Origin of the sequence: Haemophilus parainfluenzae, from assembly GCF_003252725.1 — a bacterium.
In the GTDB taxonomy this organism is placed as follows: Bacteria; Pseudomonadota; Gammaproteobacteria; order Enterobacterales; family Pasteurellaceae; genus Haemophilus_D; species Haemophilus_D parainfluenzae_L.
Window position 1 is genome coordinate 45540 of the sequence record NZ_QEPO01000003.1, and the last position, 25592, is coordinate 71131.

The following is a 25592-nucleotide window of genomic DNA, read 5'->3' on the forward strand; positions in this document are numbered from 1 at the left end:
ATATCAAGAACTCAATATTATGCGTATTCCAAGAATTTATCATCCAGAATCCCTTAAAAATCAATCTACTTGCCAACTTTCAGAGGATGCGGCTAATCACGTAGGTCGTGTACTTCGAATGACTGAAGGTGAGCAAATTGAATTATTTGATGGGAGTAATCATATTTATCCAGCGAAAATTATTGAAGCGAGCAAAAAAGCCGTTAAAGTGGACATTCTTGGTTGTGAATTGAGTGATAAGGAGTCGAATTTATCGATTCATTTAGGGCAGGTTATTTCACGCGGCGATCGAATGGAATTTACCATTCAAAAATCTGTGGAATTGGGCGTGAATGTGATTACACCATTATGGTCAGAACGCTGTGGCGTGAAGTTGGATGGTGAACGTATGGATAAGAAAATCCAACAATGGCAAAAAATTGCTATTGCAGCTTGTGAACAATGTGGCCGTAACGTTGTGCCAGAAATTCGTCCATTAATGAAATTACAAGATTGGTGTGCAGAAAATGATGGCGCGTTGAAATTGAATTTACATCCAAGAGCCCAATATTCAATTAAAACCTTGCCTTCTATTCCAAAAGAAGGTGTTCGTTTGCTTATTGGTTCAGAAGGCGGTTTATCACCTCAAGAAATTGCTCAAACTGAACAACAAGGATTTACTGAAATTTTATTAGGAAAGCGTGTGTTACGTACAGAAACAGCCTCTTTAGCGGCGATTAGTGCGTTGCAAATTTGTTTTGGAGATTTGGGATAATGATGGATTTACAAGGGCAATTTTTAATTGCGATGCCACAGTTGGAGGATTATTTCCAAAATACCGTGGTGTATATGTGTGAGCATAATGAGCAAGGTTCGATGGGTTTAGTGATTAATCAACCCACCGATTTAAGCATTGCTGAGTTGTATTCAAAAATGAATTTTATGATGAAAAATGACCGCACTTTTAGCAATGAACTTGTGCTTGCGGGTGGTCCAGTGCATTCTGAGCGTGGTTTTATTCTGCATAAGAAAACCGCGAAAGAATTTGAGCATAGTTATAAAATTACCGATGAGATGTTTCTGACCACTTCGGCAGATATTGTGGAAACCTTTGGTTCAGAGGATGCGCCCGAAAAATATCTTGTTGCGCTCGGTTGTGCAAGTTGGACAGCTGGGCAGCTAGAACAAGAGATTGCAGATAATGCGTGGTTAGTGGCACCTGCTTCAGACACCATTTTATTTGAAACGATTTATGAAGATCGTTATCCTGCCGCGAATCAATTATTAGGGATTAATCCTCATAATTTTGTTTTTTCACAAGTAGGGCATAGTTAATGGGCATCACGGCAATTGCATTTGATTTCGGTACAAAAAGCATCGGTTGTGCAGTCGGGCAAAGTATCACGGGTACAGCGCAAGCATTACCTGCATTTAAAGCGCAAGATGGGATTCCAAATTGGGATGCTATTGAAAAATGCTTAAAAGACTGGAAGCCTGATGTTATTGTGGTGGGATTGCCCTTAAATATGGATGGCACTGAGCAAGATTTAACACTTCGTGCGAAAAAATTTGCCAACCGCTTAAATGGTCGTTTCGGTATCAAAGTGGAATTGCAAGATGAGCGCTTAACGACGGTTTCTGCACGTGATGAAATTTTCCAGCGTGGCGGTTATCGCGCTCTCAATAAAGGCAAAGTAGATGGGATCTCTGCTTGTCTGATTTTAGAAAGTTGGTTCGAAAGTTATTCAGAATAAGCCAAAAATAAACCGCACTTTAAGGTGCGGTTTGTTGTATTTATGAGTTTATTTTTTTTATCCAAATCAGACTCGCCATTCGGCCTGTTTTGCCATCTCGACGATAGGAAAAGAAGGTCTCTTTTTCATTGAATGTGCAATGCTCCCCACCGTAAATTTGGGTAATACCTAATTTGTTGAGGCGTTGTGTGGCGATTTGATAAAGATTGCCGAGGTATTTTCCGGATTCATTCGGATCTGGTCGAAAAGCCGTTTCTGCAATCGGGTCAAAAGCCATAAATTGCTCAATCACTTCTTTGCCAACTTGGAATGCATTAGGGCCGATAGCAGGCCCAAACCACGCAATAATCTCTTCGGGGGCAGATTGGAAGCATTTCACGGTTTCTTCTAATACACCATCACAGAGTCCACGCCAGCCCGCATGTGCCGCAGCTACTTCAGTCCCTTGCTTATTGGTGAATAAAACTGGCAAGCAATCAGCTGTCATCACCAAACATACTTGGTTAGGTTGATTGGTGTAAACCGCATCAGCCTCTAAATTATTACCCTCATAAGGCACCGTGATTACACGAGTGCTGTGCGTTTGAGTTAAAAACAACGGGAAATGTGGCAGATTAAATTTTTCGACCAGTAAAGTGCGGTTAGTTTTGACCGCACTTTTATCATCTTCGACATGATCACCCAAATTGAAACTATCGAAAGGCGGCAGGCTTACGCCACCTTCTCTTGTGGTTGTAAAAGCTTGGATATGTGGTGGAACATTCCAGTTTGGAACAATGGTTTTCATCTTAATAATCCAATTCGTCTTTGTGTTCGAGGTAATCCGCTTTTAAGGCATGCAGTAATTCGACAAAGTCATCTGGCAATGGGGCATACCATTCCATCATTTCACCTGTGATAGGATGAGCTAAACGCAACATAACCGCATGTAATGCTTGGCGTTTAAAATTGCGTAGCACCTCAGTGAAGGCTTCGCTTGCATTTTTAGGTGGGCGAGGACGGCCTCCGTAAGTTTGATCACCTAATAATGGATGTGCAATATGCGCCATGTGCACACGAATTTGGTGAGTACGACCTGTTTCTAAACGTAAGCGTAAACGCGTGTAATTACGGAAATTCTCCATAATGCGATAGTGCGTCACAGCCGGTTTACCCATTGGGTGAACCGCCATCAATGTGCGTTTTGTCGCGTGGCGAGCCATTGGCTGATCTACGGTTCCACCTTTGGTCATAATGCCACTGGCGACGGCTTCGTATTCACGAGTAATTTTACGTTTTTGTAAGTCACGCACGAGTTTGGTTTGTGCTGGAATGGTTTTAGCGACAACCATGAGACCTGTCGTGTCTTTATCTAAACGATGCACAATCCCTGCACGTGGTACTTCAGCAATAGGTGGATAGTGATAGAGTAGCGCATTAAGCACGGTACCATCTGGATTGCCTGCACCTGGGTGAACCACGAGATCTTTAGGTTTGTTAATCACGATAATATCGTCATCTTCATAAACGATATTGAGTGGAATATTTTGTGGCTCAAAACGGTTTTCATCTTCCACTTCTACCGAAATTTCAATTTGCTCTCCGCCATAAACTTTTGCACGTGGAATATCGGCAATTTCACCGTTCATTTTTACCTGTTTTGCTTCAATCCAGGTTTTTAAACGCGAACGGGAATATTCTGGGAACAACTCTGCGAGGGTTTGGTCTAAACGCTGTCCCATTTGTTCGGGCTGAACTTCAGCCGTTAAGGTCATTTGTGGCATAAAAAATCCATCTAAAAATTTAAAAAGTTGGCTTATTGTGTAATGTTCTATACAATATTCGTTAATTGTAACTTATTTATTGATTTTCGTAAAAATTAAGGAAAAAAGAATGCGTAAAATAAAATCTCTCGCGCTTATTGCACTTACCTCATTCGCTATTGCAGCTTGTAGCAGTGGTAATAAAGAAGTGGAGCAAGCTTCTGTTGATGAGCTTTATGCAAAAGGCGCGGCTGCATTACAAGAAGGAAGCTATTCTGACTCGATTCGTTATTTAAAAGCAGCGACAGAGCGTTTCCCTGGTAGTACTTACCAAGAGCAAGCAATGCTTGATTTAATTTATGCAAACTATAAAACGCAAGATTACACCGCAACTTTGGTAACCGTGGATAACTATTTACACCAATTTCCACAAAGTCCAAACCGTGACTATGCAGTGTATATGGCAGGTTTAACGAACTTAGCAACTGCCGATAACATGATCCAAGATTTCTTTGGTATCGATCGTGCAACGCGTGAAACAACTTCAATGAAAACGGCGTTTTCTAACTTCCAAAGCTTAGTGCGTGCGTTCCCAAATAGTCCATATTCACAAGATGCAGTAGCACGTATGGCATACATCAAAGATTCATTAGCTCGTCATGAATTAGAAATTGCGAAATTCTATGCAAAACGTGATGCGTGGGTGGCGGTATCAAATCGTGTAGTGGGTATGTTACAACAATATCCAGATGCAAAAGCGACTTACGAAGGTTTATTCTTAATGAAAGAAGCCTATGACAAAATGGGGTTACAACAATTAGCAAGTCAAACTCAACAAGTCATCGATGCGAATAAAGATAAACAATTTGCAGATGTGAAAAAACCGGAAGAGTCTGATTTAATTCAACCGGTTAAAAAATAATCCCGTCCCTTGTGGGACGTGCTTGAATAAGCAAAATTATTCAAATAAAGGCTAGTCAAACCAATCAAATTGAGCTAGTATAAATTTAAAAGATTTCCTGGGGTGTTCGTGGATGGGTTATGTCCCTGAGCCGATACTTAGAACTTTATAAATCGGTTTCCCGCCATTGGTGTGTAGGCTTGACCTTTGACTTTGTCATTGGACTAAAGAAACCTAAAAATGGCCTTACCGGTTTCCTTGGACCATCGGGTTCAAGGACTACTACTCGTAGCGGCACTCTGGGACCTTCCTTTAAAATCCATTCTTTCCAATCGAATGAAATCAACACAGCAAACGCTTCGCAATCAACTCCGTCAACAAATTCGTAAAACACGAGCGAATTTGACCGCACTTCAGCAGCAACAGGCAGAGAATTCCATTACTCAACAAGCGCTTGCATTAATTGAAGAACGAAATGCGCAGCATATTGCCTTGTATGTTTCCTTTGATGGTGAAATCACCACAGATAAACTTATTAAAACCCTTTGGGCACAAGATAAACACGTTTATTTGCCGGTATTGCACCCTTTCAATCCTAATCATCTTTTGTTCTTACGTTATTTGCCAGATACACCAATGCTGAAAAATAAATTTGGCATTTGGGAGCCCAAACTCAATGTGCAAAACGTATTGCCTTTGGATGAATTAGATATTCTTTTTACACCACTTGTCGCTTTTGATAAACAAGGTAATCGCCTTGGCATGGGCGGTGGTTTTTATGATCGTACCTTACAAAATTGGCGAAATTCTTCTTTTATCCCTGTGGGATTAGCCCATCAATGTCAGCAAGTCGAACAGCTTCCAACTGAAGCGTGGGACGTGCCACTTCATCAAATCTTAGTCGCTTAAACCTATCAAGAAGTAAAGTTTGATAGAAAAAATTAAAAATTGTTGATTTTTTCTCTTGAAATACCAAAAAAGGGTCTTATTTAATAACTCGTAAAGGGGATGACCCCAAGAATTTAATCAGGAGAAGATAAGCATATGAATATTGAAAAATTTACCACAAAATTCCAACAAGCACTCAGTGAAGCACAATCATTGGCGCTAGGTAAAGATAATCAGTTTATCGAACCAGTGCATTTATTGACCGCACTTTTAAATCAACAGGACGGTTCAATTGCACCAATTTTAACGACCAGTGGCGTGAACGTGGCATTATTGCGTAATGAATTAAATGCCGAATTGAATAAATTGCCACAAGTGTCGGGTAATGGCGGTGATGTGCAAATTTCCCGTCAATTACTTAACTTATTGAATTTATGTGACAAATTAGCTCAACAAAAACAAGATAAATTTATTTCCAGTGAATTGTTCTTATTAGCTGCGCTTGAAGAGCGAGGCGCATTAAATGACATTTTGAAAAAATGTGGTGCGAAAAAAGAACAAATTTTACAAGCGATCCAACATATTCGTGGAGGACAAAGCGTGAACGATCAAAATGCAGAAGAAAGCAGACAAGCTCTTGAAAAATATACAATTGATTTAACCGCTCGTGCTGAAAGCGGCAAACTCGACCCGGTGATTGGTCGTGATGAAGAAATTCGTCGCGCCATTCAAGTATTACAACGTCGTACCAAAAACAACCCTGTATTAATTGGTGAGCCTGGTGTAGGTAAAACCGCTATCGTAGAAGGTTTGGCACAACGTATTGTTAATGGTGAAGTGCCTGAAGGCTTAAAAAATAAACGTGTACTTTCTTTAGATATGGGCGCCTTGATTGCCGGTGCGAAATACCGCGGTGAATTTGAAGAGCGTTTAAAAGCGGTATTAAATGAACTTGCAAAAGAAGAAGGTCGAGTGATCCTCTTTATTGATGAAATCCATACCATGGTTGGTGCAGGTAAAACTGACGGTGCGATGGATGCAGGCAACTTATTAAAACCAAGTTTAGCTCGTGGTGAATTACACTGTGTGGGTGCAACAACATTAGACGAATATCGCCAATATATCGAGAAAGATGCGGCGCTTGAACGTCGTTTCCAAAAAGTCTTTGTAGATGAACCAAGTGTAGAAGATACCATTGCGATCTTACGTGGTTTGAAAGAGCGTTATGAGATCCATCACCATGTAGATATTACTGACCCAGCAATCGTGGCAGCGGCAACACTTTCACATCGTTATATTTCCGATCGTCAGTTGCCGGATAAAGCCATCGACTTAATCGATGAGGCTGCTTCAAGTATCCGTATGGAAATTGACTCTAAACCTGAGCCACTCGATCGTCTTGAGCGCCGTATCATCCAATTAAAATTGGAACAACAGGCATTACAAAAAGAAGAAGACGAAGCCAGCCGTAAACGTTTAGAAATGTTAGAAAAAGAACTTTCTGACAAAGAACGTGAATATGCTGAACTTGAAGAAGTATGGAAGTCAGAAAAAGCAGCACTTTCAGGTTCTCAACACATCAAACAAGCGTTAGATGCAGCGAAAACCGAAATGGAACAAGCGCGCCGTGCTGGCGATTTAAGCAAAATGTCTGAGCTTCAATACGGTCGTATTCCTGAATTGGAAAAACAACTTGCTGCCGCTGAAACTGGCGAAGGCAAAGAAATGAGCCTATTACGCTATCGTGTGACAGATGAAGAAATTGCGGAAGTACTTTCTAAAGCAACCGGCATTCCAGTTTCTAAAATGATGGAAGGTGAGAAAGAAAAACTCTTACGCATGGAAGAAGAATTGCACAAACGTGTGATTGGTCAAGAAGAAGCAGTCGATGCTGTAGCAAACGCGATTCGTCGTAGCCGTGCAGGGCTTTCAGATCCTAACCGCCCAATTGGTTCGTTCTTATTCTTAGGTCCAACAGGTGTAGGTAAAACAGAGCTTTGCAAAACTTTGGCGAAATTCCTCTTTGATAGTGAAGATGCGATGGTGCGTATCGATATGTCAGAGTTTATGGAAAAACACAGCGTATCTCGTTTAGTGGGTGCGCCTCCAGGCTATGTCGGCTATGAAGAAGGTGGTTACTTAACTGAAGCAGTACGTCGTCGTCCATATTCGGTGATTTTGTTAGATGAAGTGGAAAAAGCCCATGCGGATGTATTCAACATCTTATTACAAGTGTTGGATGATGGCCGTTTAACTGATGGTCAAGGTCGTACTGTGGACTTCCGTAACACCGTGGTGATTATGACCTCTAACTTGGGTTCTGATTTAATCCAAGGTAGCAAAGACGAAAGCTATGGTGAAATGAAAGCCTTAGTGATGTCAGTGGTGAGCCAACATTTCCGTCCGGAATTCATCAACCGTATTGATGAAACTGTGGTATTCCATCCGCTTGGTAAAGAAAATATCCGTGCGATTGCAAGCATCCAATTAGAACGTCTAGCAAAACGTATGGAAACTCGTGGTTACGAATTAGTGTTTACCGAAGTATTATTAGATTTCATTGCTGAAGTGGGTTACGACCCAATTTATGGGGCGCGTCCATTAAAACGTGCAATCCAACAAGAGATCGAAAACAGCTTGGCACAACAAGTTCTATCTGGTCAATTATTACCAGGTAAAGTGGTCACAGTGGATTATGTGGATGGCAAAGTTCAAGCCAGACAATAATTTGTAAAATGAAAAGCCATTTAGTGAAAGCTAAATGGCTTTTTTATGCTTTGGTAAAAGATAAAATAGGGTAGAATGACGCTGTTTATAGCGTATAGAAATGAGGAAAAAAATGACCGCACTTTTAAAAATTGGTTTGGTTTCAGTATCAGATCGTGCATCAAGTGGTGTGTATCAAGATCAAGGGATTCCAGAATTACAACAATGGTTAGAGCAAGCGTTGGTGGATCCTTTTGAAGTGGAAACTCGATTAATTCCAGACGAGCAACCATTAATAGAACAAACATTGAAAGAATTAGTGGATGAGCACCATTGTCATTTAGTGCTCACAACGGGTGGTACAGGACCGGCAAAACGTGATGTGACACCTGATGCAACGTTAGCAGTAGCCGATCGTGAAATGCCAGGATTTGGTGAGCAAATGCGTCAAGTAAGTTTGCATTTTGTGCCGACAGCAATTCTATCACGTCAAGTTGGCGTTATTCGTAAAAATAGCCTAATCTTGAATTTACCGGGTCAGCCAAAAGCCATCAAAGAAACCTTAGAAGGCGTGAAAGATGAGCAAGGCAAAGTCTTAGTGAAAGGGATTTTTAGTGCGGTGCCTTACTGCTTGCAATTAATCGACGGTATTTATATTGATACCAAGCCTGAAGTAATTACAAGCTTCCGACCGAAAGCCGCCCGCCGTGAAAATTTGGAGAAATAAGATGAAAAAAATCGAAGCCATTATTAAGCCATTTAAATTAGATGATGTGCGTGAAAATTTATCTGATATTGGCATTAGCGGAATGACCGTGACTGAAGTCCGTGGTTTTGGTCGCCAAAAAGGGCATACAGAGCTTTATCGCGGTGCGGAATATATGGTGGATTTTCTACCTAAAGTGAAAATGGAAATTGTCGTGCCGGATGATTTACTTGAACAGTGCCTTGAAACCATTGTTGAAACTTGCCAAACAGGGAAAATCGGTGATGGGAAGATCTTTGTTTATGATGTAGAACGCGTGATCCGTGTTCGTACAGGCGAAGAAAATGAGGAAGCCATTTAGTGGAAAAAAACTTAAATTTTAACCGCACTTTAGTCGCAATGGCGGCTTTAGTGATTGTGTTTGCGGGAATTAAACTGGCGGCGGAGATTGTCGTGCCTTTTTTATTGGCATTATTTATCGCCATTATTTGTTCGCCAGTGATTAAAGCGATGACACAACGCAAAGTGCCACATGGCATCGCCATAGCCTTGTTGTTTATCTTAATTTTAATCGTATTCTTTTTCCTGGCGGGATTAATTAACAGCAGCGTGCAGGAATTCACACGCTCGATTCCTCAATATAAAGTGCTGCTTTCGGAACGTATAAATGACGTCATGGCGTTAGCTCAAAAACTGAAATTGCCGATTGTGATTTCTCGCGAAGCCATTATGGAGCATTTTGATCCAAGTGTGATCATGAACTTTGTGAGCCGTTTATTATTAAACTTTTCTGGCGTGGTGACGAATGTTTTTGTGTTGATCTTAGCGGTGATTTTTATGCTGCTTGAAGCGCCAACCATGAAGCATAAACTTGCTTTAGTTTTAAGTGATAATGAACATGATGTTGTCGCGGAAGAACATCACATCGATCGTATTTTAGATGGTGTGATTAGTTATCTTGGTGTGAAAACGGTGATTAGTCTGCTTACCGGCGTCTCGACGTGGATTTTGTTGGATGTAATGGATGTCCAATATGCGATTTTATGGGCAACCTTAAGCTTCCTATTAAATTACATTCCAAATATTGGTTCGATTATTGCAGCCGTGCCGATTGTTGTCCAAGCGTTATTGCTGAATGGATTTGGTGTGGGTATGGGCGTGACAGCTGGTATCATTGCATCAAATATTGTGATTGGTAATATTATTGAACCAAAAATGATGGGAAAAACTTTAGGGCTTTCTACCTTGGTCGTATTCTTTTCGTTGCTTTTCTGGGGATGGTTGCTCGGTACGGTCGGTATGTTACTTTCAGTGCCGCTGACAATGGCGTTTAAAATTACCTTGGAAAGCTCAGAATCAACGAAGAAATATGCGGCTTTATTAGGTGATGTAAACGACTAAAGTGCGGTCATAAAATGTCATAATTTTAGCAATAAAAAAGCCACCGTTATGGTGGCTTTCTTTTTATCTGATGTTTAATAGATTAAGGTAAATCATCTACTTCTTTATCCACTTTTGGTGGAATCATATGTTCACGGCGTAGGCCGATATCATAAGCAATCGCAATCGCGATAAAGATTGATGAATAAGTACCAAAACCGATACCAATTAATAACGCTAATGAGAAGTTATGAATTGATGGACCACCAAAGAAGAACAAGGCAATCACAACAAGAAGCGTTGTGAGAGATGTCATGATGGTTCTCGATAAGGTTTGCGTTAAGGAAATATCAATAATATCGATGGTTTCTACACGGCGAATTTTACGGAAGTTTTCACGCACACGGTCGAATACCACGATACTATCGTTGATAGAATAACCTACAACGGAAAGAATCGCTGCCACGAAGGTTAAATCCATTTCGACTTGTAATGCAGAGAATACACCGAGTGTAATCACCACGTCATGCGCAAGTGAGGCAATACCACCAAAACCTAAACGCCATTCAAAACGTGAGCCCACGTAAATTAACATCATTGCTAGGGTTGCAAGGGTCGCATAAACCGCACCTTGAGCCAGTTCTTCACCGACGTTCGGACCGACGAATTCGATACTGTTAATATGAATATTAGGATCAATTGTTTGGAGCATGCTTTTAACGTGATCACCAATCGCAGAGTCGTTATTGTCAGCCGGTAAGCGAATCATCACGTCTTGTACAGAACCGGTTGTTTGTACAATTGGGCTTGCAATACCATGTTGATTTAATGTGCCACGGATTTTCTCTAAATCAGCCGGTTGTGAGAAGTGCGTATCAAATACCACACCACCGGTAAAATCCAAGCCCCAGTTGAAGCCCTTTGTCACAATGAAGAAGAGGGAAATCGCCATTAAAATCGCAGAAAATGCATATCCCACAAATCTCACTTTCATAAATTCAGTGAGAGGGAATGGCAATTTAATCCCATTCACTTCACGGATAAAATGTCCGTTTTTATCTTTTGCAAATAATCTCATCTTATCCTACCTAAATTGATAATTTTTCAAGACGTTTACCGCCGTATAGGAAGTTCACGATAGCACGTGTTCCGGTAATCGCTGTAAACATTGAAATTGCCACACCTAATGCAAGAGTTACTGCAAAGCCTTGAATTGGGCCGGTACCCACAGCATAAAGAATGATTGCCGTTAAAATTGTGGTTAAGTTCGCATCGAAGATAGAGGTGAATGCACCGTTATAACCTTCGTTAATGGCTTGCTGGATTGGACGGCCATTACGAATCTCTTCTTTGATACGCTCAAAAATAAGTACGTTGGCATCCACCGACATCCCCAGTGTTAATACGATACCCGCAATCCCTGGCATGGTGAGTGTTGCACCAGGTAGGATAGACATCAAACCGACTAATAAAACGATATTAATCACCAAGGCGAAGCTTGCGATAATACCGAAGATTTTATAGTAAATCAGCATGAAGACTATGACGGCAATTAAGCCCCAAAAGCTTGCATCAATACCTTGTTCTACGTTTTGTGCACCAAGAGAAGGACCGATTGTACGTTCTTCAACAATTTGCACTGGCGCGATTAATGCACCTGATTTTAATAACATAGAAAGGTTTTGTGCTTCTGCAGAACTGCTTACACCCGTAATTTGGAAGTTAGAACTAAAGCGACCTTGAATTGTTGCGACGTTAATCACTTCTTCATTTTTCTCTAAAATGGTTTTGCCATTTTCGTCTTTTTTACCGTTGTCTTTGTATTCTACATACAAGGTTGCCATTGGTTTTTTGTAGTATTTCTTGGTGGTTTGCGACATGATTTCGCCGCCTTCACTGTCCAAGGTTACACTTACTTGTGGTGTGCTGGTGTTTTGGTCTAAACCAGAACTTGAGTTGATGATGTGCTCACCACCTAATACCGCACGTTTGTAAAGTGCAACAGGTCTACCTTGACGGTCATATTTGATTTCTGTGTCAGAAGGTAACATACCACGAGCAGCCGATTCAGGATTTACTAATGAATTCACAATACGGAATTCAAGTGTTGCAGTTGCCCCTAAGATTTCTTTTGCACGCGCCGTATCTTGAACACCCGGCAATTCGATTACGATACGTTCTGCGCCTTGACGTTGGATAACCGCTTCAGCTACGCCTAATTCAGCAACACGTTTACGTAAAATCGTTAAGTTTTGCTCGATGGCTAAGTTACGTGATTCTGTTAATGCCGCTTCTGAAAGGGCAAGGTTTAAGGTGTTGTCACCAATGTCAGACACGTCTAATGTTGGGTGTAACTGACGAATAATACGCGCTGCTTTTGACATTTGGTCTGCGTTTTCTAATGTGACCGTTGTACCAAATTTGTCGCCATTTTTAATCGCCGTAAACTGAATTTTTTCTTTACGTAATTCGTTGCGTAATGTGTCTTGTAACTGTTCTTGACGTTTAGCCAATGCAGAATTCATGTCCACTTCCATCAAGAAACGTACCCCACCACGTAAGTCCAAACCCCATTTCATTGGATTTGCACCAATGCTGCTTAACCAAGCCGGTGTTGCCGGTGCAAGGTTTAATGCGGTGGTGTAGTTAGTGCCAAGTTTTTCTGCAATTTTATCTTTGGCAAGAAGTTGGTCATCTGTGTTGGTGAAACGGGCAAGAATGGAGCCATTTTCAAGAACGATAGATTTGGTTGGAAGGTTATTTTCTTTCAGTACATTTTGTACTTCAGTTAATGCGGTGGTGTCTGCTTGTTGTCCGCGTGTACCGGAAATTTGCACCGCAGGATCTTCACCATAGATATTTGGAAGAGAGTATAAAGCACCAATGGCGACCACAAGGATCACCATTAGATTCTTCCATAATGGGTAACGATTTAACATAGTTTTCCCTTTAGGAATTTAAATTAGAGAGATTTTACAGAACCTTTCGGTAATACTGAAACGATGTAGTTACGGTTAATCGTGATTTCAGTAGTATCGTTTAAAGCGATAACAATTTCAGCACCTTCGGTTACTTTGGTGATTTTACCAATCAAACCACCAGCGGTTAATACTTCAGTGCCTTTCGCTAATTCAGACATTAATTTTTTGTGTTCTTTGTTACGTTTCGCTTGTGGACGGTAAATCATAAAATAAAAAATTAAACCGAAGATCACGAAAATAAATAACGTGGACATTGGGCTTTGTGCTTCCATTGTGTTTTCCTTATAAATGAAAAGTTAAAAGTGTGCGTAAAATACCATAAAACGGCATTCAGTAAAAGCCGATGAAGGCAATAACAACGAGAATTTTAGGATTAATTGATTTTTTTCAAGCAAACTTCGAAGATTTGCTCGGAAAGCCAATGTTTATCCACTAATTCACATTGATTTTCTTCACAAAAAACAACAAAATTTTCTACCGCACTTTGACGATTTAATTGCAAAACTAATTCATCATTTGGCGCTAAATTTGCCAAAGCTTTCTTCGCCGTTAAAAGCGGAATCGGGCAGGAAAGTGCGGTCAAATTTAATTGATATTTCATGGTTTAAGCTTGGCGACGAGCAAACATAATTTTGCCCATAGCTGTGAGTTGTTCTGCGGATAAATATTGCTTACCAAGCTCAAATAGCGGCTCTTCAAGGGCAAGATGTCTATCATAACTTGCTACAAATAGCGTAATCAGTCTTTCATCTACATCAATCCGTTTCTCTGCAATCAATTCTTCTAGTTGTTCAGAAAGTTTTGCCCAATTTTCATGCAAAGTAACATGTTGGCGTTCTAATTCATCTACCGATTCTTTCGCTTGAGGCGCTTTTTCAATTAAAGCAGGGAAAAAATCTTTTTCTTCATCATCATGATGAAGTGGTGCCGCGTGATTAAAATACTGCAAAATGGTTTTCACATCATTTAATACGGCTTGATTCACGCCATTTTTTTCTAAGTAGCCAGGAAGAATGGTGAGTTGCTTACAAAAGCGTCTCACTTTGCTATGACAGGCATAAAGCATATCAATCGGCTCATTCCAAGTGGCAAATTGTTGAGGTTCAAGGATTTGCATAAGGTTTCCTTTGTTAAAAAGTGCGGTCATTTTTGACCGCACTTTGCATGTGTTATTCTGATAATTGTGTTTCAGAAGATTGAGTAGGATCTAACTGTAATGGTGGAACAGGTTTGCCCATACGAGCATAGAATTCCACCACAAAATCATCAAAACGATCGTCTTCGATAGCTTGACGAATTTCCACCATTAAACGTTGATAATAGCGTAAATTGTGAATGGTATTTAAGCGTGCACCTAAAATTTCACCGCATTTATCTAAATGATATAAATACGCTTTGGTGTAGTTTTTACAGGTGTAGCAATCACATTCAGGATCCAATGGGCTCGTATCATCACGGTATTTTGCATTACGGATTTTGACAATGCCGTCCGTGACGAATAAATGGCCGTTACGTGCGTTACGGGTTGGCATTACACAGTCAAACATATCAATACCACGACGCACGCCTTCCACTAAATCTTCCGGTTTACCCACGCCCATTAAATAGCGCGGTTTATCAGCCGGGATTTGTGGGCAGATATATTCTAAAATGCGGTGCATATCTTCTTTTGGTTCGCCTACCGCTAAACCGCCCACCGCATAACCGTCAAAGCCAATATTCACTAAACCTTCTAGTGATACTTTGCGTAATTCTTCAAATACGCCGCCTTGAATAATACCGAATAGCGCATTTTTATTGCCTAATTCATCAAAGCGATTACGGCTACGTTTTGCCCAACGAAGAGACATTTCCATGGATTTTTTCGCATAATCGAAAGTCGCTGGATAAGGCGTACATTCATCGAAAATCATCACGATGTCAGATCCTAAATCATATTGAATTTCCATAGACTTTTCAGGCGAAAGGAAAATACGCTCACCATTAATTGGGTTTTGGAATTTTACGCCTTCTTCCGTGATTTTACGTAATTTACCTAAACTGAATACTTGAAAGCCACCACTGTCCGTCAAAATCGGACGATGCCATTGCATAAAATCATGCAAATCGCCGTGTTTACGCATCACTTCCTGTCCAGGACGAAGCCATAAATGGAAGGTATTACCCAATAAAATTTCTGCACCTGTCGCACGCACTTCTTCTGGCGTCATGCCTTTTACGGTGCCATAAGTACCCACTGGCATAAACGCAGGGGTCTCAACGGTGAACGTGCCTTGTGGACGTTCAAATACCAAGCGACCACGACGCGCACTGCCGCTGGTTTTATCTAATTCATATTTCATTTTTTTCCTCAACGAATAAACAGTTCGTAGGTTGTTATTCAATAAAAAAGCCTGTTAGTACAGGCTTCTTGATAGGTATTTTATGAGTTGGTTGAAAATAAGTCAAACCACTTATTCTAAGCCTTTCACATTGGGATTTTTAGTAATGAACATCGCATCGCCATAACTGAAAAAACGGTAGCGATTTTCGACCGCACTTTTATAGGCGTTCATGGTGTGGCTAAAGCCTGCAAAGGCAGACACCAACATAATCAACGTACTTTCCGGTAAGTGGAAGTTAGTAATCAACGCATCCACCACACGGAATGATTTACCTGGGTAAATAAAAATAGACGTATCAGAAAAATAAGCTTCAATTAAATCTGGATTGCCATTTTCTTCTGCAGATAGAGCAGCGGTTTCAACAGAACGCACTGATGTTGTACCTACCGCAATTACACGTTTACCCGCTTTCTTTGTTTCAATAATGGCATTACAGACTTCTTGAGAAAGCTCCACATATTCTGCGTGCATAATATGATCTTCGATATTGTCAACACGTACGGGTTGGAATGTACCTGCGCCCACATGCAAAGTCACAAATTCAAAATTGACGCCTTTTTCGTGTAATTTTTGTAAAAGCTCATCATCAAAATGCAAGCCAGCCGTTGGCGCAGCCACTGCACCTGGCACTTTGTTATACACGGTTTGATAGCATTCTTGATCCGCTTCTTCATCTGGACGATCAATATAAGGCGGCAAAGGCATATGACCGATTTCTTGCAACACATCAAGCACATTGCGGTTTTTATCCGCTAATTCCACTTCAAAAAGGGCATCTTGACGACCAATCATAATGGCTTTTACGCCATTATTTTCACCGAGTTTATCTTCACCTAAAAATAATTCAGCACCTTCTTTCGGAGCTTTTGACGAACGAATATGCGCTAAGAAATGGTGTTCACTTAAAACACGTTCCACCAACACTTCAATTTTCCCGCCGCTGGCTTTACGACCAAACATACGAGCAGGGATTACGCGCGTATTGTTAAAAATCAACAAATCACCTTCGTCGATTAAATCCAATACATCCGTAAAAGTGCGGTGAGAAATTTCCCCGTTTTCACCATTGAGTTGTAGCAAACGGCAAGAAGAGCGATCTTCTTTAGGATAACGAGCAATCAGCTCATCGGGTAAGTCAAAATGAAAGTCAGAAACACGCATAATTGTAAATAATGAAAGCTAAAAATGGGGCATAGTCTAGAGCTATTCGGAGGAAAGAACAAGAAAAAAAGCCCTTTCAAAAAGGTGAAAGGGCAAAATATTTGGAGTCATACTATGAGTTGTTGAATTAACAAATCAGGTATGGGATGTATTATAGTACATTCTTTAACAAATGCAACAATTTTTTAACAAATTAATTATGTGGATTGCGTGTGTTGGTGTTGACCAAGTTACGCATTAGCAACGCATAATCAAGTTGGATATCTTGTGGCACATCTAAAAAGACAAAGTGGCCATCGCCAAGTGCGGCTTCCACATTTTCGTTTTTTCGATTGAGCATTTTTTCAATTTTAAAGACGATGTTGCCTTGTGGGGTCATCATTTCCACTTCATCACCAAGCAAGAATTTATTTTTTACTGCCACTTCAGCCATACCTTGCTCATTACGTTTACCGGTAAATTCACCGACAAATTGTTGGCGTTCAGAGATAGAGTAGCCATATTCGTAATTTTGGTATTCATCGTGCGTATGGCGACGTAAGAACCCTTCGGTATAACCACGATGAGCAAGGGATTCCAACGTATCCATTAAGCTTTCATCAAATGGTTTGCCTGCTGCTGCGTCATCAATGGCTTTGCGGTAAACTTGTGCGGTTCTTGCGCAGTAATAGAATGATTTAGTGCGGCCTTCGATTTTTAAAGAATGCACACCAAGTGCGGTCAATTTTTCTACGTGCTGTACGGCACGCAGATCTTTTGAGTTCATAAAGTAAGTGCCGTGCTCATCTTCAAACGCCGTCATTTGTTCATCTGGCTTTTGTGATTCGGTGTAAAGGAAGACTTTATCCGTTACTGCACCTTCGCCTAAAGTTGGTGCCACATTTTTCACTTCGATTTGTTGAGCGGGATCGATTTTAGGCACGATGTTGCCTACTTCATCCGTAGTGCCTTCTTCCATTTTGTATTCCCAACGACAAGCATTCGTGCAAGTGCCTTGGTTTGGGTCGCGTTTGTTGATATAGCCAGAAAGTAAGCAACGGCCAGAATACGCCATACACAACGCACCATGTACGAAAATTTCGAGTTCGATATCGGGCACGTGTTGGCGAATTTCAGCGATCTCTTCAATGGATAATTCGCGCGATAAAATCACACGCGTTAACCCCATTTGTTTCCAGAATTTTACCGTTGCCCAGTTTACGGCATTTGCTTGTACAGAAAGGTGAATATCAATATCCGGGAAGTTTTCACGCACCAACATGATTAAGCCTGGGTCAGACATAATTAAGGCATCAGGGCCCATGTCGATGACAGGTTGTAAATCTTTAATAAAGGTTTTGAGTTTGGAGTTATGCGGCGCAATGTTCACTACTACATAGAATTTTTTGCCAAGCGCATGGGCTTCATCGATCCCGATTTTTAAATTGGCATGATTAAATTCATTGTTGCGTACACGTAAGCTGTAACGTGGTTGGCCTGCATAAACGGCATCTGCGCCATACGCGAAGGCGTAGCGCATATTTTTGAGGGAGCCCGCAGGGGAGAGTAATTCAGGTTTAAATGGGGTTGTCATAATATTCTCTTGTCTGATTTCAGGTCAGTAGCTTGCTTTTGGCAAGCCGTATTAAAGGCCTGTATTTTAGGCGGATTTAGGGATTTGTAAAGTAAAAGTGCGGTTGGTTTTGGGATTGTTTTTAAGGCGAGAAATAAAAAGGCGAACTATTCGTTCGCCTTATCATGATGCATTTAATTAAATCGCCCAGCCGCCAGCATAGAATGCGACAAGCACAACAGCGATGATAATTGTGCCGATGTTGAGTTTTTTCACATCGCCACTCACGATACGGCCGATAACTAATACCGCAAAGCCAAGCATGATGCCGGTTACGATGTTTGCTGTTAACACGATGAATACCGCACAAACTAAGCCGCTCATTGCGCCCACGAAATCATCGAAGTCTAATTTGCTTACATTGCTTAGCATTAATAAGCCCACATACATTAACGCCGGCGCAGTTGCGTAACCTGGCACTAAGAATGCAAGTGGTTGGAAGAATAACATTAATAAGAATAATACGCCGACCACGATAGCGGTGATACCCGTTTTACCGCCTGCGGCTGTCCCTGCTGCTGATTCGATATAAACAGCGGCTGGTGCAGTACCAAATAAGCCTGAGAATAAGCTACTTACAGAGTCAGAGGTTAAGGCTTTGCCACCGTTGATGATTTGTCCGTCTTTATCTAATAAGTCAGCTTGTCCTGCAACGGCACGAATAGTACCTGTTGCGTCAAATACGGCAGTCATCACTAAAGCAAACACAATCGGTAAAATGGCTGGTTGTAATGCGCCTTGTAAATCTAATTGTAAGAAAAGTGAGTTTTCACCAAAGGTTGGCATTTTGAAGATTTGGCCATTGAATGTTACGTTTGGATCGAAGATTAAACCTACGATAGTAATCGCGATGATGACCCATAAAATCCCACCTTTCACTTTCATTTTTTCTAAGCCGATAATGAATGCAAGGCCAATTAAAGACATCATCACAGGGAATGAAGTGAAATCACCTAATTTAACCGGTAAACCCGCTTGGTTGCCGACCACTAAGCCTACGCCATTTGCGGCGATTAAAAGTAAGAATAAGCCGATCCCGATCCCTGCACCGTGCGCAATGCTTGATGGCAGGTTACGTAAAATCCATGAACGAATACCTGTTGCAGAAATTAAGGTGAACACCAAACCCATGAGGAATACGGCACCTAATGCCACAGGAATAGAAACATGTTGACCAATCACTAAGCTAAATGCGGTGAAAGCAGTTAATGAAATCGCACAGCCGATCGCCATTGGCGCATTTGCCCAAAAGCCGATTAAAATCGATCCAAGACCCGCGACTAAACAGGTTGCGATAAAGACAGATTCAGCCGGAAAGCCTGCATCACCAAGCATTTTAGGCACAACAATCACGGAATACACCATGGCTAAGAAGGTGGTTAAACCCGCGATGATTTCTTGACGAACCGTTGAACCGCGTTTGCTGAGTTCAAAGGTTTTTTCTAAACTTGACATAAAGTCCCCTAGGTTAATAATCAAAAAAAGACGTGCTATTTTATAGCAAATTATTTAAATGTAAACGTTTGCGCAATCGTTTTTTTGTCAGGCTGGCGGGGAAGTGCGGTCAGTTTTGAGGATGTTTTTTGCATATTTTTTTATCGACTAAAAACTGCTATACTCTGAAAGTTTTTAACGTAATCAAAAAAGGAAAAACAATGGCTGATTTTAATCAAATTTTAACGCCAGGCGATGTAGATGCCGGCATTATCAATGTGGTAAATGAAATTCCAGAAGGGAGCTGCCACAAAATCGAATGGAACCGCAAAGTTGCAGCGTTCCAATTAGACCGTGTTGAGCCAGCGATCTTCGCAAAACCAACTAACTATGGTTTCATTCCACAAACTTTAGACGAAGATGGCGATGAGTTAGATGTTTTATTATTAACTCGCCAACCACTTGCGACAGGTGTATTCCTTGAAGCAAAAGTAATCGGTGTGATGAAATTCGTTGATGATGGCGAAGTGGACGATAAAATCGTTTGTGTGCCAGCAGATGACCGCGATACCGGCAATGCATACAACAGCCTTGCCGATGTGCCAGCCCAATTAATCAAACAAATTGAATTCCACTTCAACAACTACAAAGCATTGAAAAAACCAGGTTCAACGAAAGTGACTCACTGGGGCGATGTAGAAGAAGCGAAAGAAGTGATTCGTGAATCAATCAAACGTTGGAATGAACGTTAATTTTTCATGTTAGTAAATTTAAAAGGCATCAGATTGATGCCTTTTGTTTTTATAGATGAGTAAAAATACTATTAAAATGGACTAAATACACTCCTAGGAACAGGATGTTTTGACCTTATTCGTAATAAGATTGAAAAAGTAAAATATGGGTGTTATATGACAAGATTTTTGATAAAGTAAGGTTGGGGTGTAGATTTAAAATGTTTAATGTTTTTATTCATGCTTGAAACTTTGGCTATACACTATGCTCTAGCTTTTTAAGAGGGAATCTATATGCTAAGTAGATTAATAGAGTTTTTAGTTTATTTTATAGGTTATTCTCTATTCGTATTTATATTTGGTTTTATTGGTATATCTTTTCTTATTATATTATTCAAATTTATTGTAAGTTTTGGAAATATATCTATGAAAGATGTTACTAATGTATTGTCATTTAACTTATATGGTTTTTCTAGATTATCGCCATTAATAGTATTATCAATTCTTATATCTAAAAAACTAAGAGGTAGAAACGTATAGAAAGTGTTTAATTTTTGGTGTTAAATTCTTAGAAGTTTGTGGTCTGTTTGATATTTAAACAGGCTACAATTTAAAATACAGAAGAACAAAGTGCGATCAATTTTCAAAGAGTTTTAAAACTTCTTAAAAATTGACCGCACTTTTGCATCATTAGATATCGTTAAAACGAGAAACGTAATTCCGCATTCACATTATTCGCTTTGGTATCGTGGTTATAAGCACCTTGATAGCCGATTTTTACACTCAATACTGGTGTAAATTGCGCTTGTAATGCCACACCTGTCGTGACGACATTTTTCAATTCTTTACCATAAAGATTTGCTACACCTTGATTATTGATCACCAAGCTGCCTTCCGCCGCTCTATCTTTGTGGAAGCGATGATACGCCACATCACCTAATAGATTTAATTGAACGCCACCGATTGCAAATGGAATGGATGGACGTAAACCTACAGAGGTGACGATTAAATCACGATTGTTGTCTTTTAACTGGACTTCGCCTTTTGTCACGTCTTTGTTTTTGATATGCATATAGCTTACGCCGGCATAAGGTTCAATCGCAAAATGTTCGCCTTTTAAGCCAGTGTAGGCAAGCTCAGCAAAGACATTTTGTGTTTGGCTATGGCTTTTCACACCTTGTGCAAATTCAGCACGTTGTTCGTGTTTACCCCAACTTTGAATAAAACCAATTTTCGGTGTTAATACGTTGAAACGATGTTCTGCCGTTAAACCTAAATGCACAGCACGATCTTTCGAAGTGCGGTCAATTTTGTGGATGTTTTGTGTTGAACCAACAAATACACCTACATGTTTGTTTGTATCAATGGTTGCATCAATACCCACAAGTTGATTGTACGCATGGCTGCTTAAACTATCCGTGCTGAAGTGGGTGAAGGTGCCACTTGTCCAAATTTGTGTACCTGCATTAAGTTGAGCTCTTACTGCCCCCGGTTGGGCAAGTTGCTGACGAAGCAATAAGCCATTTAACACGTTGTGTTGTTGGGCGGCGAGATCTTCATCATAGCTTAAACGAGCAAAGGCTTGGCGAGCATTCTCTTTTGTTCCCCAAATGAGGTTTTGATATGCCGGGCTGTTTGTTGCTGCATCTAATGCATTGGCGATAGCTACTTCATTTTCAGTGGTTGCTGCAGATGAAAGGGCTTTTTTCTGAACGGTTACTTTCAGCGTATTTGCATTACTTTCATTTTTAACGGCAAAGAAATCATAAGTGCGAGGTGTTTCAACTACCGCATTTTCAGCTCCCACAAATGAGCCAGTACCCTGCACTGACACCGCTTTTTGTGGATTTTGTTGTAATTGAGGCAGAATTTCTTCGTCAAATTTATTTGGTACTAAAATAGAACCGTCAGCAAAGGTTGCATTGACGTTAGCAATACCATTATTCAGTAAGAAACGACCACCTTTTTCTACCGCAGCAGTGACTGTTTTCGCCGTGCTGGTTAAGGTTTCGGTAACAAATCCATTCTCACTAGGTTTAGTTACTTCCGCTTTCGGTAATACTTCCAATGTTGCACCTTGTTTTACGATGACTTGTTGTGCTGAACCAAGGGATTGATTTAACCCTGAAAGCTGACCTTCATTTACAGTAATTGCACCTGTGAAGCTGTTATTACCAGTGAGGGTTAAGGTGCCAGCTCCATTTTTAGTTAAGGCACCAACATAGCTTTGTGCGGCACGTTCATTACGAGCCACTTCACGCGCTAAACCTACTTGATATTCAGCTTTTTCTTCTGCTGTCGCGCCCGCACGATTTTGTATCAACGCTTGTAATTCAGCTTTGCGTGTTGTCCAAGTTGCCGCTTCAGCTTGATCTTCGACTTGACGTGCTTTGATGGCTTTATCGCTAATATCATTTGACCAAACATCATTTTGATTGAGGTTGATTTTCATGTTTCCTAAGAATTGACCAGGGCCAAACATCGCTTTGCCAAGATCTAAAATCCCCCAACCCCAAACATTACTTGGTACACCTTGTTCGGTTTCCCATCGTTCTAATGGTTTACCTTCAAGCCCTTTACGAAGCGTGGTTTGTCTTGCCGTAGTGAGCATAACATCGCGAGCTTGATCGGTTGTCATATATGGATAGCGAGAAAAGATGACACCTAATGCACCACTTACGTGTGGGGCAGCCATTGAAGTACCACCAGCTGATTTGTAAATAGGCTCACCATAAGTGTTGTTGTCTTGTAATTGAATGTAGGAGGAATAGATGTTGGCAGATGGCGCCGCAATCGTCCACCATTTTGAATGGCCGGCTAGGTTAAATTCTTGAATATCTGCACCTGCTTTTTCATCACTCACATCATTATTCGAATCATTAGGATAGCCTTCACCACCGACTTGCCCCGTGACGTTTACCCAGTATTTTTCTGCATCAGGTCTGAAATAAGGCAACATCGCACGCGTAAAGGATTCCGCCATCATACTGCGGTTACCCGCTGTAAAGACTTGAATCACTTGTTTATTTTTTGCCACTTCATAAGCCGCATCAACAAAGTTTTTTTCACCACTCGTGACAAATTGATAATAAGCTTTTTCAGCCTCGCCTAAGTTACTTAAATAAATATGTGCCGCAGGACTAGATATTGGCTCAGGTGCTTTTGGTACATCATAATATTGCACGCCATATTCAGGCACATCACGCCAATCATATTTTGGTTTATAGCCTAAGGCACCGGCAAAGGATGAATTGACACGACGGTTTGAACCCCAACTGTTATTAATTACTTTGGCACCGGCATCTGCTAGTGCAGAGTAGCCTTGTAAGAAGAAATCATAGTCTTGGTTTGGACCATAGGTCATGTTGTCGTTACCACCAGTATTGGCAGAATAGAGGTTAGCGCCGAAAGCCACACCGTGCATTTCATTGCCGTCACGGCTTGCCGCCATTGTTCCGCCAACGTGCGTACCGTGTGCATCATTGGTATATTTATGCCATGCACCGTCAATATTGAAGGCTTCACCTTTAGTGAAGATGCCATTATCTGTTTTATCAAAATTGCGTTTGCCGTTTTTTACTGGTTCATTTTTATTAATTGGACCATTTCCCACAGATGCATCGGGATAACGCATGCCATCTTTACTATAAGTCCCTTCCGTTTTTACAACGTGGATTCGACCGTCTTGAAATTCAGGGTGGTTTAATAGCACACCTGAATCCATCACGCCGATTTTTACGCCTGAACCATTAAAGCCAAGAGCATAAGCCGTGGAGGCATTCATTGAGGTTAAGCCCCAGTCTTTGAGGTATTCAGTGCTTTCCCAACTTTTTGTATTACCGGCTTGGCCTTGTTCAGAATAAGCTGCTGCATTAGCAGCATACCAACCAACAAGTAGTGCGAGTGCGGTTTTTTGAAGTGTTTGAGGTTTCATATTGTCTTCCTTTATCTTTTTGATTTTAGGAGACTATTATTCGCCTCATTGCGAAGCGCTTCAATGACTCAAATCAAAATTCCAGAGAAAAATGTTTATTCTGTGACAACGATCACACCAAAGTGCGGTCAAAAGAGGGGATAAATTTATGTATCGTAGAAATCAATGTTATAATTTGCGAACAAAAATGATTAAGGAGTAACTCATGGCTATTTTAGTAACGGGTGGCGCAGGCTATATCGGTTCACACACTGTAGTAGAATTATTAAATGCAAATAAAGAAGTGGTGGTATTGGATAATTTATGCAATTCATCCCCAAAATCTTTGGAACGCGTAAAAGAAATCACGGGCAAAGACGTGAAATTTTATGAGGGCGATATTTTAGATCGTGCTTTATTACAAAAAATCTTTGCTGAAAACAGTATTCAATCGGTCATCCATTTTGCGGGTTTAAAAGCCGTGGGTGAAAGTGTTCAAAAACCCGCTGAATACTATATGAATAACGTATCAGGCACGATTGTTTTGATTCAAGAAATGAAAAAAGCAGGCGTGTGGAACTTTGTATTTAGTTCATCTGCAACAGTTTATGGCGATCCTGAAATTATTCCTATTACAGAAGATTGCAAAGTGGGCGGCACAACCAACCCTTACGGTACATCTAAATACATGGTGGAACAAATTCTGACAGATGTTGCGAAAGCTGAACCGCAATTTAGCATGACGATCTTACGTTATTTCAACCCAGTAGGCGCTCACGCAAGTGGCTTGATTGGTGAAGATCCAAACGGTATTCCAAATAACCTATTACCTTACATCAGCCAAGTTGCGATCGGTAAATTACCACAACTTTCGGTGTTTGGTAGCGATTATGATACTCATGATGGCACAGGTGTACGTGATTATATCCATGTGGTGGATTTAGCGATTGGTCACTTAAAAGCATTAAATCGCCATGAAAATGACGCAGGTTTACACATTTATAACTTAGGTACAGGTACGGGGTATTCTGTGCTTGATATGGTGAAAGCGTTTGAACAAGCGAACAATATCGAAATTCCGTATCGTCTTGTGGCACGTCGTCCTGGTGATATTGCAACATGCTATTCCGATCCAAGCCTTGCAGCGAAAGAGTTAAATTGGACAGCAGAACGTGGTCTTGAGCAAATGATGAAAGACACTTGGAATTGGCAAAAAAATAATCCGAAAGGATACAGAGATTAATCTCACTTTTGTTGGGCGGAGCATCATTCCGCCCTTACTATTTTAATCAGATAAAACACGCTCAAAAATAACCGCAC

Annotated in this window: 23 protein-coding genes and 1 other RNA gene; 12 read left to right on the forward strand and 12 right to left on the reverse strand. The window is 40.7% G+C overall.

The features are described from left to right. The first annotated feature begins 19 nt into the window (after positions 1-19). Genes rsmE through ruvX form a run of 3 tightly spaced genes read left to right on the forward strand, consistent with a single transcriptional unit; the run spans position 20 to position 1733 of the window. The gene (rsmE, locus tag DPV85_RS05095; protein WP_049362330.1) at positions 20-754 is read left to right on the forward strand and encodes a 16S rRNA (uracil(1498)-N(3))-methyltransferase; all 735 of its coding nucleotides are present in this window, start codon (positions 20-22) and stop codon (positions 752-754) included. Next, complete coding sequence (locus tag DPV85_RS05100) at positions 754-1314, forward strand: YqgE/AlgH family protein (protein WP_049364895.1); 561 nt, start codon at positions 754-756, stop codon at positions 1312-1314. The genes rsmE and DPV85_RS05100 overlap by 1 nt, the downstream gene beginning before the upstream one ends. Further along, the gene (gene ruvX, locus DPV85_RS05105) at positions 1314-1733 is read left to right on the forward strand and encodes a Holliday junction resolvase RuvX (RefSeq protein WP_005695457.1); all 420 of its coding nucleotides are present in this window, start codon (positions 1314-1316) and stop codon (positions 1731-1733) included. Before DPV85_RS05100 ends, ruvX begins: the two co-directional genes overlap by 1 nt. Positions 1734-1773: 40 nt before the next feature. On the opposite strand, the gene pgeF is transcribed toward ruvX, so the two are convergent. Next, a complete protein-coding gene (gene pgeF / locus DPV85_RS05110) occupies positions 1774-2520 on the reverse strand; it encodes a peptidoglycan editing factor PgeF (RefSeq protein ID WP_111327295.1) in 747 nt (248 codons plus the stop codon). A 1-nt stretch (position 2521) separates the two neighbouring features. Then, the gene (rluD, locus tag DPV85_RS05115) at positions 2522-3496 is read right to left on the reverse strand and encodes a 23S rRNA pseudouridine(1911/1915/1917) synthase RluD (RefSeq protein WP_111327296.1); all 975 of its coding nucleotides are present in this window, start codon (positions 3494-3496) and stop codon (positions 2522-2524) included. 109 nt (positions 3497-3605) lie between these two features. Here rluD and DPV85_RS05120 point away from each other — a divergent pair, with 109 nt between their 5' ends. The 7 genes from DPV85_RS05120 to DPV85_RS05150 all read left to right on the forward strand — a co-directional run bounded on the left by DPV85_RS05120 (position 3606) and on the right by DPV85_RS05150 (position 10077). After that, positions 3606-4397, forward strand: a complete 792-nt coding sequence (locus DPV85_RS05120) for an outer membrane protein assembly factor BamD (protein WP_111327297.1) — start codon at positions 3606-3608, stop codon at positions 4395-4397. A gap of 91 nt (positions 4398-4488) precedes the next feature. Then, positions 4489-4686, forward strand: a non-coding RNA gene (ssrS, locus tag DPV85_RS05125) — 6S RNA. Positions 4687-4712: 26 nt separating this feature from the next. After that, positions 4713-5285 (forward strand): 5-formyltetrahydrofolate cyclo-ligase, encoded by a 573-nt coding sequence (locus DPV85_RS05130; RefSeq protein ID WP_111327386.1) that lies wholly within the window; start codon positions 4713-4715, stop codon positions 5283-5285. A gap of 135 nt (positions 5286-5420) precedes the next feature. Beyond that, positions 5421-7991, forward strand: a complete 2571-nt coding sequence (gene clpB, locus DPV85_RS05135) for an ATP-dependent chaperone ClpB (protein WP_111327298.1) — start codon at positions 5421-5423, stop codon at positions 7989-7991. 112 nt (positions 7992-8103) lie between these two features. Next, positions 8104-8697, forward strand: coding sequence for a molybdopterin adenylyltransferase (gene mog, locus DPV85_RS05140; RefSeq protein WP_049362318.1), 594 nt, complete (start codon positions 8104-8106; stop codon positions 8695-8697). A 1-nt stretch (position 8698) separates the two neighbouring features. Next, the gene (gene glnB, locus DPV85_RS05145; protein WP_005697836.1) at positions 8699-9037 is read left to right on the forward strand and encodes a nitrogen regulatory protein P-II; all 339 of its coding nucleotides are present in this window, start codon (positions 8699-8701) and stop codon (positions 9035-9037) included. Next, a complete protein-coding gene (locus tag DPV85_RS05150) occupies positions 9037-10077 on the forward strand; it encodes an AI-2E family transporter (protein WP_049369524.1) in 1041 nt (346 codons plus the stop codon). Before glnB ends, DPV85_RS05150 begins: the two co-directional genes overlap by 1 nt. A gap of 82 nt (positions 10078-10159) precedes the next feature. On the opposite strand, the gene secF is transcribed toward DPV85_RS05150, so the two are convergent. The 9 genes from secF to DPV85_RS05195 form a co-directional block, all read right to left on the reverse strand. Next, a complete protein-coding gene (secF, locus tag DPV85_RS05155; protein WP_049367187.1) occupies positions 10160-11134 on the reverse strand; it encodes a protein translocase subunit SecF in 975 nt (324 codons plus the stop codon). Positions 11135-11144: 10 nt separating this feature from the next. After that, positions 11145-12995 carry a protein translocase subunit SecD gene (gene secD / locus DPV85_RS05160; protein ID WP_111327299.1) on the reverse strand — a complete coding sequence of 617 codons (1851 nt, stop codon included), beginning with the start codon at positions 12993-12995 and terminating at the stop codon, positions 11145-11147. Positions 12996-13018: 23 nt separating this feature from the next. Beyond that, on the reverse strand, positions 13019-13309 hold the full coding sequence (yajC, locus tag DPV85_RS05165; RefSeq protein ID WP_005695468.1) for a preprotein translocase subunit YajC: 291 nt from the start codon (positions 13307-13309) through the stop codon (positions 13019-13021). Between the two features lie 101 nt (positions 13310-13410). Continuing rightward, positions 13411-13638 (reverse strand): sulfurtransferase TusA family protein, encoded by a 228-nt coding sequence (locus tag DPV85_RS05170; RefSeq protein WP_005695469.1) that lies wholly within the window; start codon positions 13636-13638, stop codon positions 13411-13413. Between the two features lie 3 nt (positions 13639-13641). Beyond that, positions 13642-14154 carry a hemerythrin domain-containing protein gene (locus DPV85_RS05175; protein ID WP_111327300.1) on the reverse strand — a complete coding sequence of 171 codons (513 nt, stop codon included), beginning with the start codon at positions 14152-14154 and terminating at the stop codon, positions 13642-13644. A 52-nt stretch (positions 14155-14206) separates the two neighbouring features. Next, entirely contained in the window at positions 14207-15379 is a 1173-nt protein-coding gene (gene tgt / locus DPV85_RS05180) for a tRNA guanosine(34) transglycosylase Tgt (RefSeq protein WP_111327301.1), read from the reverse strand. A 111-nt stretch (positions 15380-15490) separates the two neighbouring features. After that, on the reverse strand, positions 15491-16582 hold the full coding sequence (gene queA / locus DPV85_RS05185) for a tRNA preQ1(34) S-adenosylmethionine ribosyltransferase-isomerase QueA (protein WP_111327302.1): 1092 nt from the start codon (positions 16580-16582) through the stop codon (positions 15491-15493). Positions 16583-16775: 193 nt separating this feature from the next. Further along, positions 16776-18155, reverse strand: coding sequence for a prephenate-dependent tRNA uridine(34) hydroxylase TrhP (gene trhP / locus DPV85_RS05190; protein ID WP_005695474.1), 1380 nt, complete (start codon positions 18153-18155; stop codon positions 16776-16778). A gap of 177 nt (positions 18156-18332) precedes the next feature. Continuing rightward, the gene (locus tag DPV85_RS05195; RefSeq protein ID WP_111327303.1) at positions 18333-19649 is read right to left on the reverse strand and encodes an NCS2 family permease; all 1317 of its coding nucleotides are present in this window, start codon (positions 19647-19649) and stop codon (positions 18333-18335) included. A 200-nt stretch (positions 19650-19849) separates the two neighbouring features. On the opposite strand from DPV85_RS05195, the gene DPV85_RS05200 reads away from it, so the two are divergent. Further along, on the forward strand, positions 19850-20380 hold the full coding sequence (locus tag DPV85_RS05200; protein WP_005695476.1) for an inorganic diphosphatase: 531 nt from the start codon (positions 19850-19852) through the stop codon (positions 20378-20380). Positions 20381-21059: 679 nt separating this feature from the next. Here the strand turns inward: DPV85_RS05200 and DPV85_RS05210 are convergent. After that, on the reverse strand, positions 21060-24293 hold the full coding sequence (locus DPV85_RS05210; protein WP_111327305.1) for a S8 family serine peptidase: 3234 nt from the start codon (positions 24291-24293) through the stop codon (positions 21060-21062). 205 nt (positions 24294-24498) lie between these two features. Between DPV85_RS05210 and galE the strand changes: the two genes are divergently transcribed. After that, the gene (galE, locus tag DPV85_RS05215; RefSeq protein WP_005700019.1) at positions 24499-25515 is read left to right on the forward strand and encodes a UDP-glucose 4-epimerase GalE; all 1017 of its coding nucleotides are present in this window, start codon (positions 24499-24501) and stop codon (positions 25513-25515) included. Positions 25516-25592: the final 77 nt, after the last annotated feature.